Raw genomic sequence first — 13,512 nt, 5'->3', positions numbered from 1 at the left:
GAACTGAAAATTAATTCGTGCTAAAAATTCAACCAAATTTTGATTCAATTCGGTAATTGATATATGATGCTCATTTTATAATCCTCCAAGCCAGAAAAATGCCTTACGTTAGCTTTATTGATGATAATACTTTTGAAAATATCGTTTCAGATACTATTAATGTTGCAAGTAATGCCATGTCTAATTCAAAAAAAAAATTTGAAAAGAATGTAATTGATCCTTTCTTAACTATTTTTGAAATTTCGGGATTTCGTATTGATTCAACAGAATGGTTGGAACATGAAAAATGGCGTCAAGCACAAAAGTCTTTATCCAATAGTATCGGGATTTTTCATCAAAAACTATTAGGTAGTATAAATGGCTGGGAGTGTTTACCAACAGGGCACATCGTAGACATAGTTAATCATGAAAAGCGAATAATTGCAGAAATTAAAAACAAGTACAATACAATTAAAGGATCTGCCAAAGCAAAACTGTATCATGATCTTGACGATCTCGTGATGCAAAAAAAACAAGAATACAAAGAATACACTGCCTATTATGTAGAAATTATTCCTAAAAAACCAGAAAGGTATAATCAACCCTTCACTCCATCAGATTCTCGTAAAGGAGCTAAATGTGCAGCAAATGAAAAAATCAGAGTCATTGATGGTTATAGCTTTTATAGCCTAGCATCAGGAATTCAGAATGCACTTGAAGCCATTTATCAAGCATTACCTTTAGTGATTCAAAAAATTCTGCCTGATATAAATCTTGCTGAATTGCATAGTGTTATGAAATATTTTAATCAGGCTTTCGGGAGCAAATAATTAGATCTTTCCTATCAAACCTCTGGGTAAGCATAGCAATAACACACCTGCCAATATGGTAGCCCAAGTTTACAGGCACAGCATTACCGATTTGTTTATACTGCGATGATACTGTGCCAGAGAACATCCATGAATCAGGAAAGGTTTGGATCCTTGCATATTCCCTAACATTTAATGGCCTAGTTTCTTTAGGATGGCAACGTTCAGTCTGTTTTTGGGCAGGGTTGCACGTTAGGGTTAAGGATGGTTCATCCCATGCCAAACGCCTGGCCATTCCTGTTTTTCCTCCACCCAAAAAATAACTGGCTCCCATGTATTCCTTTTGTTTGTCATCTGGTAAATCTCTCCAATAGCCACCCTCTGGAACTAGCGACATTACCTTAGATTTTTTCTCAGTATATTTTTGGCCAGGAGCATCAGGTACATCTTTTAAAGCCTCTCTTAGGCTAATTGTATAATCCTGTTCTTTGGGAAATGCGATAGTGCCTTTAAGATCTTTCCTGATGCCCAGCATAACAAGGCGTTCGCGTTTTTGAGGCACATCTAAGTACTGGGCACGGAGGATTTTGTATTCAACGTCATAACCTAATTGATCTAAAATTTGCAGCATAGTATTTAATGTCCGGCCACTGTCATGTTTTTCCAATCCACGAACATTTTCACCGACAATTACTTTAGGGTTTATTTCTTTAATCGCTCTAGCGTATTCAAAAAATAAGGTTCCTCTGGTGTCTTCAAAACCAAGTTTTTTCCCAGCATAGCTGAATGCCTGGCAGGGAAATCCTCCTGCAACTACATCAGCAGTAATTCCTTGGAAGTCAACATTTGCAATATCATCATGAATAACATTCCATGATGGGCAATTATGCCTTAACGTTTCGACTGGGTTCTTATCAATTTCAACCAACATTGAACAATCTAAACCAGCATTATGGAAACCAAGCGCCAAACCACCAGCACCAGCAAATAGTTCAACTACCTTGAATTGTGTCCTGCTAGGGGCTGTTAATATCTTATAACAATGATCATCACCAGCACCAAACAATTTGGCTTTTAACCTTTGGAGTTCAGTTATTTGAAACAGCCGATGCCCTGTATCACTCCTGTGTGCCTTTATTAATCCTTTCTTTTCCCAACGCCTTATGGTGTCGATAGAAGCATCCAGTGCAGTTGCTGCTTCACTGATTGAAACAAAAGGAGCATCTTCAATAAGATCGTAGCTCATTGTTTTTCCTTATTTTTATTCTTATATCAATATAATAGATATAACCATTGCCTATGTAAAGGTTACAGTTAATTTGGATCAAATATAATTTTTTTGAGGAGGTATCAATTTAAATCCTCACATTAATAAGCTTTTTATATCTTATACTTTTGGATATGGAGGGCAATTTTTTGGATATGATTAGTAAAAAACAACGTAGTCACATAATGAGCTCAATTAAAGGGAAAAATACTAAACCTGAAATAATTGTGCGTTCTTTTCTACACCGCCAGGGTCTTCGATTTAGATTGCATAGCAAGAACCTTCCTGGTCAGCCTGATCTTGTGTTTAGAAAATACAACGCGGTTGTTTTTGTTAATGGGTGTTTTTGGCATGGTCATAACGAACCATTATGTAAAAATTCTCATATCCCTAAAACAAATTTTGAATATTGGTGGAATAAGATTGAACGAAATAAGAGTCGAGATAAACAAAATATTGAGATATTAAAACAACTCGGTTGGCGTGTTTTTATGATTTGGGAATGCGAATTAAAAAATCATTGCTTTTTGTTGAAACTATTAGCTTCTATAAAAAGCGAGTAATTCTATGTTGTGAAAATATTTTTTCCTCAGGATAAAAAACTATTTCCTAAAATTAAAAATAAGGATGGAAATTTATTTGAGCTAATATTCCAATCTACAGGCTCTATAATATAAACATAAACTTGCATATTAATTCTAAATAAGCATAAAGGAAATATGAAAATATACTCATTTGATACTCTTGCTAATGCTGATTTGATTATTGATGCAGTTTATGAAGGTGGAAGCTCAGGAAATGCAAGTGATGATCCTATTTCAAAAATAATTAAAGGAATAGGTAATATGGGAGGGTTTCGGTCAGCAGGTCAAGGAATATTTAAAAAATTGATTGTATTATATACAAATATGGAAGATGGTGATTGGCCTGATTCTATAGACACATCTAAAGGACAATTTATCTATTATGGAGACAATAAACATCCTGGACATGATATTCATGATACCCCTCGCCAGGGGAATGCAACATTAAAAATGCTTTTTGACTCAACACACAACGAAAAAGATGCAAGGCGAATTGTTCCCCCTATATTTATTTTTGTTAAGTATCCTACAGCGAGTAGTTCTAGATCAGTGCAATTTAAAGGAGTTGCAGTTCCTGGGTATCCCGGGCTATCTGCTACCGACGATCTTATAGCAGTTTGGAAAACAACAAATGGGCAACGTTTCCAAAATTATAGAGCTATTTTTACGATTCTCAATATCCCTATGGTTTCTAGGAAATGGATTAATTCTTTGTTCGATCCCTTTGGCCAAGATAATTCTCTTAATCCATTCTATCAATGGAAAATTAGTGGGAAAGCTGATGTATTGATTGCACCTAGTACTAAAACGATACGAACTCAAATAGAGCAAATGCCCAGAACTAAACTTGAAAGAGAAATATTGCAAGCTGTATTTGATTATTTTTGTGAGGCACCTATAAAATTTGAAGCTTGTGCTGCAAAGATATTCCAACTTTATGATGAAAATGTACTTATTGATGAAATAACTCGAAGCGCAGTAGATGGGGGAAAGGATGCAATTGGGCGTTATGTTCTTGGCATTAAGGAAGATCCTGTATATGCTGAATTTTTTTTAGAAGCTAAATGTTATCAACCAGGTTTAAATGGTCAAAATATAAATTCTGTTGGGGTTAAAGAAGTATCAAGACTAATTTCTAGAATAAAAAATAGACAGTTTGGGGTTTTGGTTACAACCTCTTTTATTGCGAAACAAGCTTATGGAGAGGTTAGAGAGGATGGTCATCCTATAGTTTTTTTATCTGGAGGAGATATTTCTAGAATTTTAATCAAAAAGGGAATTAATTCAACCGATGCTGTTTTGGCCTGGCTTAATAGTGAATTCTCAAAGAGCTAATCGATTATTTCAAGGTAGCTTATCCATATTATGTGAGATTTTTTCATAACAGGGTTATAGTCAGTTAATAACATGAATAATTATGAGAAATCAGAGAATTTAAAATTGAAAAATTAAGAGTTTAAAAGAATAGTTAAATCAACTATCGTGAAAAATATAGAGGGATATGCTAGGAGATCATTAAAGTAAAACCGAAAATTTCAAATTCTAGATTTGCTTATTCCAAATGAAAGAAAAATTAGATCCATAGTTGGTGGTTTAGAGACATCATTAGAACCCACGTTATGGGAGCCGTTAGCAAAGGCAGAGTTATAGTTGAAAGTTGTTTACGGAGATATGAGAACTATGGTTTTTCAGGCACTTAGTCTTAAAATTAAAATTCAACAGGCTAAGTGTGTTTCTCCTAACTTATATTGCCTCTATGAATAGAAGTAATAAGCGCGGGGTATTAAAAATTAAGCTGTTTCCCAAAAGAAAATTGACTTGAACAAATAAATGCCATATTATTTTCCGAAATGGTTGTTTTTGTTGCTATAAATGAAAAAAATTATCACATCCGCTATTTGTTTATATTCGCTATCGCTGCCTGTTTATTCCGAATCGACTCCTGATGGCCAACCTATATTGTATTGCCCTAATAGCGTTAAATGTGATTTTAAATTGTATGGCACAGAACGTTGCCGCGTTATGGATAACCCCTCAGAGGTATGGGGAGGCTATACGTTTTCAGGACCAAAACTTCTGGAAGGAATTTATAAATTTAAAAGAGTCGAGGTTTCAGCTGAAAAACGTCCCGTATGCAAATATTATTTAAATGATAAACAACCAGCACCATTAGATATAAGTTTGAACGATCCTAATAGTAATTATCCAACCACCACCACTAGATATATTAACAAATTTAATCCATTTCTTGCAGAGGGGACTAGCTGGACAGGTACTAATTTTGGAATGTCGTGTTCTTCAAATGATCCAAAACATTGTCCGTTAACAGAGGAACCTGAAATAACTGTAACTTCAAATGGTTCAAAAAGCTTTGACATGGTATTTTATTTCGCCAGTGGGAATGATTCTGAATGGGAGCCTAAATATAAATCCTCATCTATTTTGTCATATAATGAATTATATGACTTATGTGGCTCAACATCAGAATGTATTATAGATATAGGAGAATCTAGCGCATGTCGGGATGGATTTGATTGCTTGCAACTAGGAACAGTGAGCCTTGATCTATCCAACCCAAACGTAGTAAAAATTAATAAAACAACATCAAGTATCCCTTATCTCTCCATTATGCAGAAAAAGCCTTTTAATACGTTATATTCTGAGCTAAAGTGAACACTTAATATTTTACTAATAGCCTTTTAAACTAAGTGTTCTCTTTAAGTCAATTTCCCAAGTATTTTTTGCATAGATTCTCCTTAGGAAGCAGCGTTATTTGTATTGGAATCATGAATTTTGTAACCTATTATTTTTTTCCTATAATAAAATCATTGACTCTAAACGCGTCGGATTTTTAAAAATAAGGCTGTTTGAATACGATGCATTTATCGGCACCAAAACAGCACTATTTTCAGACAATTCTAGACCATGAAAGACAACTTGATGTATTTTTGTGAAAGTACGATAACACAGAATTTGTATGGTTTTTCATGGTCTTTAGTTGTATTTCATTAAATATCGAAAACCCATGGTAACGGGTTCGATTCCCGCGGCCTTTTTAAACACTTCACTGTAGCATTTTTGTAACAGTTTTAAATATAACTAACGCAGTACTAGACAGTTTCAGGCAATAATAGACCATATCAAAATACACCATAATTTACCTACTGCAAACAAGTTGACAAGATTGCTCGATCCAAAGTTTTAGAGCCTTTAAGTAAGCATGTTCTTGCTATTGTGTATTCTTGGGAAGGTGAACACCAAAAACTGAGTTATTTTGTGAGTTTTCTTAATACAAATGAACTTTGGGAACTTGAGACCATCGCGTGGTATAAGCAGGTGATTTCAGCTCAGCACGCATCTCCCAGGGTTTTGAATAGCCTTCGGCGGCTAACCGAATCGTGCTTCTTCCATACTTTTGATTGATTTGGTCAAAGACACCCATCAATTGTTCGGTGTGTTTTAGATGCTCATCACTTGGTTGATGAAACATATCCAGCTGTCGTGGTTTTTTAGGAATTAAGTCTTCAAGACATACCCCTGCCTTTTTATAGTAATACCCTGGTTTAAAAATGCGTTGCAGACATCTTTTGGCTATTTTGGTAATTAAGCGCAAATCATCTGTAGGATTAATCAGCTTAAATTCGATGGACTGAAAGTGCTGAGCCAAATCTTCCCGAAATCGGTTCGTATGCACAAATACAACCAGACGCGTCGCCACCAATTGTTGGCGACGCATTTTCTCCACCGCACGAGCACAATGGCTACTGATTGATTCCTCAATCGAAGCAATTTGAGTTTGCATCTGACCAAAACTTTTGGATGACATAATACTTTGCTTAGGCTCTATTACCTCTAAACCGCCACAAGCAATTCCTTGAAGCTCCATAGCAGTTCGCATCAACACGGCGTTAAAACATTTCTTCAGAAGGTGAGGATTGGTCATTGCCAAATCATAAGCCGTATGAATGCCTCGCGAAATTAATTTATTGGCCCATTGCCGCCCTACTCCCCAAATGTCCCCAACGGAAATCTGTTGCAATAACCGCCCACGATTCGAGGTGATATTAAACACAGGAATTTTATAAACTTTTTTGCATAAATGATTGGCGGCTTTAGCTAGTGTTTTAGTAGGTCCAATACCGATGGAAGTGGGTATTCCTGTGTGCTTCAAGATTTTCTTTTGTAACTGCTCGCAAAACGAATCATAGCTATCAACCGGTAAACTCCTTAAATCAAGAAACGCTTCATCAATCGAGTAAACTTCTATATGGGGCCAGGCTTCTTCAATAGTGCACATCACACGATGACTCATGTTGCCATACAGCGTATAATTTGAGGAAAAAGCTTTCACTCCATGCTGTTTGCACAAATGTTTAATTTTGAAGTACGGCTCGCCCATGGCAATGCCCAATGCTTTGGCTTCATTCGAGCGTGCGATACAACAGCCATCGTTATTGGATAGCACCACGATGGGGACGTCCTTTAAATCAGGACGAAACAAACGCTCACAACTGGCGTAAAAATTGTTGCAATCGATAAGGGCAAACATCTCAGGCAAGCTCATGTAGAACCAAAGTCACCACTCCCCAAATCACCATCTCACTGTCCTCTGTAATGTCAATGGGTTGAAATTTGGGATTAGCAGGAAGTAATTGCACCCTTCCCCCTTTTTTCGACAAGCGTTTCACCGTGAGTTCACCGTTCACAGCTGCAATGACAATGCGTCCATCCGAAGGTTCTATGCTTCTATCCACTAACAGCCAGTCGCCAGAAAAAATTCCAGCCTCCACCATAGACTCCCCTGTGGCTTGCAAAACAAAGGTAGACGATGGGTGTTTAATGAATTTGGTGTTTAAATCAAGATACCCCTCGATGTAATCATCGGCCGGTGATGGAAATCCTGCTTGAATTTTGCTAGCAAATACCGGCAATTGATACGATGCGTGACTCTTTAGACGCTCTAATTCAGCAAGTTGGGATAATGATATACGAACTGCTTTGGTAGGCTCACCCCTTGGGCGACCCGCCCCTACTCTTTTTCCGCCTCGTGGTGACATGATGATTCTTTTTTTGATTTACGTACAAATATCATAGACAAGGAAAAATAAACTGTAAATCCCATCTCAGAACAACTGGAAATGAAAACCACACTAAGCCTTCGAGAATATTAGGAAAATTATTTTTAAATTTTTTTATTCAGATAATGGCTCCATCGCCAAGGGATGGTCAAAATTGGCTTTGTTCACTAAAGTAGTCACTCGATAGCCTTCCAAATCCTCATAAGGATAAGGTTTCATTAACGCCATTAATTGTGCTTTATCATATTGCGTGTTGTTAAGCCAAATAGCTTGAGCCTCTTCACCTAAAATTACTGGCATGCGATTGTGCACTGGTTGCATAAATGCATTAGCATCCGTTGTAATCAGGCAACAGGAATGAATCACCTCATCGCTCTGCTGCCAGGTATCTCGAATAGCAGCAACAGCCAGCAAATCATGATTCTTTTTTTGAAAAAAATAAGGCTGTTTTACACCATCCTCTTGGCGCCATTCATAAAAGCCACTCATAGGGATTAAACATCGTTTCGATTTTATTGACTGACGAAAAGTCGGTTTTTCAAAAACTGTTTCGGCTCGTGCATTGATGAGATTTCCTAATTTTTTTCTGTCCGTTGCCCACGAGGGAATGAATCCCCAACGCAATAATACGCATTGAATTTTATGACCATCGGTTTCAACAAGACATAATACATCAGCTCCTGGAGAAATATTGAAGCGAGGTGGAACTTCAATCGCATTGGCTAGATGAAATTGGTATTTCAGTTTGTCATAAGAAGCAATATAAGCAAAACGACCGCACATATCATTCTCAGCTGTTTTTTAAGTTTAGTATCTCTTTCTTTTCATTGTCTATCGATAGAATAGCCTAATTTACTTAAACCTTTGCACTTTGTAATTGATCTTATGTGACTAATTAAAAATTAAAGATTGTTGTATTTTTCTACTATCATTAAAATTTAAATATTAAGATAAAGATATCTATTTCCTAACAATGAACCGCATTATCAAAATGGTTGATAGTCTTCTGCAATCAAAACGTGTCTCAACTGTGACAGCACTATACTGTAATAGGCCGTTCTAGGCAGTTACAAGTGAGTTTGACGCTTCACTAGTTATTGATTTATAACGAATTTAAAATTAGAGTATCAGGCTTCGAACCAAGGTGTCGAAGACTGGAAAGCATTTAATAAATGTAAGTTTAATCAGTCCAATTGATCTTATTAACTGCTTTAATTTTATGCTCAGGTGCTAGATGTGCATATCTTAATGTCATTTTTATATCCGAATGACCTAATAGCTCTCGCACAGTATTTAAATCAATACCCGCCATAACAAGTTTGCTAGCGAAATGATGCCGTAAATCATGCCAGCGAAATTCAGTTATTTGTGCCTTTTTTAAGATTGTTGTCCAAGATCGTTTAATATTATTAAAAGGCTTATTGTCTTTACTGAGAAATACCAGCCCCTTCTTTGAATTACTTTTTTCATAAAGTTGCTTTATTATTCCATAAACTTCATTATTTAGAGGTATATAGCGCGAACTGCTATTTTTTGTAATCTGACCAGCAATAATGATGGATCGCTCTTGTAAATCAATCATTTCCCACGTTAAATGAAATAACTCACCTTGCCTCAATCCAGTATTAATTGAAATCAAAACCATTGGTGTCAGATAGTCACAAAGTTCATTTTCTTCATACTCCGGCAGCAAATCATATCCTCTTGCTTGCCTCCACTCATTACCTCTTTTCCGATCTTGCTTTAACTTCCCTTCTCGCTCAAATAGGGCTCGCCTTAAATTTCTTTCCTCATCAATAGATAAATAACGCACTTTGGGTGCTCTATCAATTTTAGAAAGTTTCAAATTTTTTAAGTAGTTCTCTTTAATAAATCCCCATTCTACCGCTTTAGTAAATAAAGATTTTAATGTACCAATATCTCGATTAAGTGTTGCATTAGAAATACCATCATTTAATCGTTTGATGCGCCATTGCTCTATAATCGAAGGTGTTATTTCTTCCAAAGGCTTGGAAAATAATTTATCAAAACAGCGTCTAATTGTAGCGAGCGTTTTGTCCCCTCTTTTATGATGAGTTAAAACCCAAGGCGTATATTCATTTTCAAAGAACTCGCCTAGGCTTTTAAGTTTATTACTTCCTCTTTTCGCTTTTGGATCAATGCCTTTATTAAAGTCATTTAAAATTTCGACTGCTTTTTCTCTAGCCTGAGCTGGAGTCATCACTCCCACAGTCCCAATATTAATCTTGCCGCCTCGCTTGTACTGACAGACATAGCGCATTGTTCCAGAGGGAAAGACTCTAAGAATAAATCCTTTTAAATCGGTGTCGTGTACCTCATATTCTTTGTCTTGAGGAACTAATTTTTTTAGCAGGGTGTTATTAATTTTGGCTTTCATTATTTAGCCCCAACTCAAACATGATTTTTTCTTCTAATTGATCTGCATCTGGTAGAGCATCTCTCAACTGTTTAGGTATATCACGTGTTAATTGATACCCTGCTACTCCAACAGGTTTATCAATGCCACGTAACGCATACTCCACATCAAACTTGCTATGATCACCACATAAAATAATACCAATAGATGGATTTTCATGAGGTTCTTTAACAAAATCATCTAACAAATTTAAATAGAAATTCATTTTACCAGCATATTCCGGCTTAAATTTTGATCGTTTTAACTCTAGTGCAACAAGTGCTTGCAGTTTGCGGTGATAGAATAGTAAATCAATAAAGTATTCTGAATCTGGTGTAACAATGCGGTATTGATTACCGATAAAGCTAAAACCATAGCCGAGCTCTAAAATAACATCTTTAATCTTTTCTACCATTCTACGTTCAATTTCAGCCTCAACTACTGGTTCAGTAATACCAAGCATGTCGAACATATACACATCTTTCATTGATTGTTGAGCTTGAGCTGCTAAATCTCGAGGTAATGTGTTTTTAAAGTTATGGTTTTTCTCCGATAAACAATGCCGCTGATAAGCTTGTGAGTTTATTTGTTCTCTTAATGTTTCCCTACTCCAAGATTGTTCTTTCGCGGCAGTTAAATAATATAACTTTTCATTGTCATCCTTTATCTTGCTTAAAATAAGTAAATTCTGACTCCAAGGAATTTCTCCAACAAGCTGTTGGAGATTTGGCTTATCTTTATATTCCAGGTAAAACTGACGCATATACCATAAGTTTTGTGGAGAGAAGCCAAACTTGGCATCAGGATAGTGCTTTTTTAAATCCAAAGAAAATCTTTCTACGAATGATTTTCCCCANCCATAGGTATTTTGTTGAGTCACAATATGCTCTCCAAGCCACCAATAAAGCATTATCAGTTCTCTATTGACCGAATAAGCAGCTTTAATACGAGATTGAGTGATCTGTTGCATAGCTTCGACTAAAAAGCTCTGGTATTCTGGTAAATCTTGAAGTGATAATTCGTTCATAACTGCTCTCTATCCATAAATTATTATTGTATTCTTCGTTTTAAAAAATTATAGAAGCAGTATATACTTTTCCCATAAGGGTGCATATAGGGTGCAAATTAATTGCGTATGGTTATATAACAATGTATTTCCATGTAATGAAAAAGCAATAAAACCCTTTATTTATAAGAAATTGATTTGCATAGAGACACATGGAGATATATCGGGATATTTATTAAATCCCCCTCCTAAGGGGCAGGTCGCAGGTTCGAATCCTGCCCGGGACGCCATTTATTAAAGGGTCTATTCCAAAGAAACTTACAAGATTATACAATTTAATAAATCGGAGCTTTAAAAATATTGTAACCTAAAGCACCCTTGCTTTAATTTACATTTCACAGCCTATTAAACTTTTACGCCCTATATAGGGATGGTGTACTCTGCTCATTAAACTCTTCTGTACAATGAGAAGAGGTGTTATTTAATCCTGGCAGACCTTTTAATAGATCAATTTCCTTTCTTATTTCTTTACTGAAATTAATCTCCTGTTGATTACTGCTTGGTTTCGCCAATGGAGAAGCAAGGAATGCGTCGTTAAATTTTTTCAATCTAACTGCCGGGTCGGCATTTTCTGATTTTATATCAAACCATGTTCTACCCAGATCTACTTGAGCTTTAGTAATCTCTCCTTTGAGTGACATTAATCGATCAATAGCGTTTTCCACATGCTGAGACCAAGGTTTGACTCCCTCTCCTTGTTTAAAACTTTGCAATCTTGATTTAAATAACATGGTCTTTTCTTTCAATTGCTCTTGTTGCTGACTGCTGTTTGTCAATATTTTTGCTGCTTTTTCATCAAATGGCTGTGGTTTATAATCTGCATCAATCATACTTTTCAATTGCATATCACAAAATGCTTTACCTACCTCGATCACGCCCTCTTTTTCTTTATCATTAATATGCATTTGCGCAGTCGTTACGGAAATGGGAGGTGCCACCATAACAAAGAGATTTCCATTATCTATGTATTTCAGCATTTCTCTTTTCTGTTCTTTTACAGCACCCTCAACATCAAGTTTACATAATATTTTTTTAACAAAATCTCCTAAATACTCCTTAATCCTTTCCATAAAAGATGGATTTTTAAATTCCTTTTCTGTGATGTCCAATTGATTCTCGCAAGAAACCCCAATTGTAGTTACAACGCCTGGAGTATAAGCTTCTTCCTTATTAAAGAAGATATTGACTGGTAAATTATTGGCAGCACCGCCATCAATATATTTTCTTCCTTCATAGATTACCGGATCAAAAACTCCTGGCAATGACGCAGAGATACGAACTGCAATAGAAACAGGCATGTCAGCATCTTTCTCATGAGAAAAAATCCGTAACTCGCCATTTTCATCTGTTCCGGTAATGTGCAATTCCTTGAATCGCTGAGGATCGTATTGATGTAACGTGTGTAAATGACCAAAAGTTAAATCAAAATTCGGATCATGCAATCCGTTTATGATTTTTTGGGTGTCTTCTACAATCTGTTGTCTTTTTGCAAGATTAATATATTCAGCGCTCCCTTTATCCTCAATTGCATTGAGCTTCTCGCGGACATTTTTCAATTCATTATCCAGAGATTCAGGAAAATGCGTGAAAATAGCCATCCTCATGACATGCTCCATCGCTTCAACTAATTTGGTTCCTTTAGAAGCAACAGGGAAAGTTAACTTGGAAGGTTTTGTGACCAGTTTTGCTTCTGCAAGACTGGACTTAGCATCTAACTGCTTGTCCGTTTGCTCATGACTTAATGAAGTATAAGCTGCAGAAGAATCTGATGGTAGCATTTTATTGCTTTTAAATAATTCTATTAATATTCCAGCTAGAAAACCTTTTTTGTCCATAAATAATTTTGCTAACTTTCTAGTTAATGGATTATCAACAAAATCCTCTAAGCTATTCGCACTACAAAAATATTCCATTAAATCGGCTGAGCCACCGCAAGCGACTATCGCTGCGGTCATTGCACCCGCAGAGCTTCCAGCAACATTTTCAATGTTTTCTAATACCCCTTGTTCAGACAAGGATTGCAATGCTCCAACATAAGCTATCCCTTTAGAGCCTCCTCCGCGAAATACGAGGTTTTTTGCAGTACTCAATTTTCCTAGATTTACAGATGGCTCTGCTGATGTACCATTTTGACTATTTACCGTTTTCATAATTTCACCTGCTTATTGGGTATTTAATACATAGTAACAGGTGAATATGAACAGGATGTGACATGCTTATGAGTTCTTTTTATAGGTTATAACTTATAGTTATGTTGATTGATTTACAGCAATGGTTAAGTTCGCATCAGTTTATTCAACACTACTCAGTATA

At 36.1% G+C, this 13,512-nt stretch carries 11 protein-coding genes and 1 tRNA gene; 5 read left to right on the top strand and 7 right to left on the bottom strand.

Going from position 1 to position 13,512, the window contains the following annotated elements; genetic code table 11:
* Nucleotides 1–56 precede the first annotated feature (56 nt).
* Nucleotides 57–809, top strand: coding sequence for an Eco47II family restriction endonuclease (locus tag LPG_RS06175; RefSeq protein WP_010946969.1), 753 nt, complete (start codon nt 57–59; stop codon nt 807–809).
* Here the strand turns inward: LPG_RS06175 and dcm are convergent.
* The gene (gene dcm / locus LPG_RS06170) at nt 784–2,034 is read right to left on the bottom strand and encodes a DNA (cytosine-5-)-methyltransferase (RefSeq protein ID WP_010946968.1); all 1,251 of its coding nucleotides are present in this window, start codon (nt 2,032–2,034) and stop codon (nt 784–786) included. The two genes, LPG_RS06175 and dcm, sit on opposite strands and share 26 nt — an antisense overlap.
* Before the next feature lie 155 nt (nt 2,035–2,189).
* On the opposite strand from dcm, the gene LPG_RS06165 reads away from it, so the two are divergent.
* The 3 genes from LPG_RS06165 (at nt 2,190) to LPG_RS06155 (ending at nt 5,312) form a co-directional block, all read left to right on the top strand.
* Nucleotides 2,190–2,618, top strand: coding sequence for a very short patch repair endonuclease (locus LPG_RS06165; protein WP_010946967.1), 429 nt, complete (start codon nt 2,190–2,192; stop codon nt 2,616–2,618).
* Between the two features lie 156 nt (nt 2,619–2,774).
* The gene (locus tag LPG_RS06160) at nt 2,775–3,974 is read left to right on the top strand and encodes a restriction endonuclease (RefSeq protein WP_010946966.1); all 1,200 of its coding nucleotides are present in this window, start codon (nt 2,775–2,777) and stop codon (nt 3,972–3,974) included.
* Between the two features lie 537 nt (nt 3,975–4,511).
* Complete coding sequence (locus tag LPG_RS06155; RefSeq protein WP_010946965.1) at nt 4,512–5,312, top strand: hypothetical protein; 801 nt, start codon at nt 4,512–4,514, stop codon at nt 5,310–5,312.
* A gap of 613 nt (nt 5,313–5,925) precedes the next feature.
* Here LPG_RS06155 and LPG_RS06150 read toward each other — a convergent pair.
* The 5 genes from LPG_RS06150 to LPG_RS06130 form a co-directional block, all read right to left on the bottom strand.
* Complete coding sequence (locus LPG_RS06150; protein ID WP_010946964.1) at nt 5,926–7,203, bottom strand: Y-family DNA polymerase; 1,278 nt, start codon at nt 7,201–7,203, stop codon at nt 5,926–5,928.
* Nucleotides 7,190–7,696: a LexA family protein gene (locus tag LPG_RS06145; RefSeq protein ID WP_010946963.1), complete on the bottom strand. Its 507-nt coding sequence runs from the start codon at nt 7,694–7,696 to the stop codon at nt 7,190–7,192. The genes LPG_RS06150 and LPG_RS06145 overlap by 14 nt, the downstream gene beginning before the upstream one ends.
* Nucleotides 7,697–7,831: 135 nt before the next feature.
* The gene (locus tag LPG_RS06140; protein WP_010946962.1) at nt 7,832–8,500 is read right to left on the bottom strand and encodes an SOS response-associated peptidase; all 669 of its coding nucleotides are present in this window, start codon (nt 8,498–8,500) and stop codon (nt 7,832–7,834) included.
* A gap of 397 nt (nt 8,501–8,897) precedes the next feature.
* Nucleotides 8,898–10,115: a site-specific integrase gene (locus LPG_RS06135; protein WP_010946961.1), complete on the bottom strand. Its 1,218-nt coding sequence runs from the start codon at nt 10,113–10,115 to the stop codon at nt 8,898–8,900.
* Nucleotides 10,099–11,103 carry a PDDEXK nuclease domain-containing protein gene (locus LPG_RS06130; RefSeq protein WP_425276986.1) on the bottom strand — a complete coding sequence of 335 codons (1,005 nt, stop codon included), beginning with the start codon at nt 11,101–11,103 and terminating at the stop codon, nt 10,099–10,101. The genes LPG_RS06135 and LPG_RS06130 overlap by 17 nt, the downstream gene beginning before the upstream one ends.
* Before the next feature lie 250 nt (nt 11,104–11,353).
* Here LPG_RS06130 and LPG_RS06125 point away from each other — a divergent pair.
* A tRNA-Arg gene (locus tag LPG_RS06125) sits at nt 11,354–11,429 on the top strand.
* 123 nt (nt 11,430–11,552) lie between these two features.
* On the opposite strand, the gene vpdB is transcribed toward LPG_RS06125, so the two are convergent.
* On the bottom strand, nt 11,553–13,349 hold the full coding sequence (gene vpdB / locus LPG_RS06120) for a Dot/Icm T4SS effector VpdB (RefSeq protein ID WP_010946959.1): 1,797 nt from the start codon (nt 13,347–13,349) through the stop codon (nt 11,553–11,555).
* Nucleotides 13,350–13,512: the final 163 nt, after the last annotated feature.

The sequence above is a fragment of the Legionella pneumophila subsp. pneumophila str. Philadelphia 1 genome (assembly GCF_000008485.1).
GTDB classification, from domain to species: Bacteria; Pseudomonadota; Gammaproteobacteria; order Legionellales; family Legionellaceae; genus Legionella; species Legionella pneumophila.
Note: the sequence above shows the minus strand (reverse complement) of the source record. Positions and strands in the feature narration are given on the sequence as shown.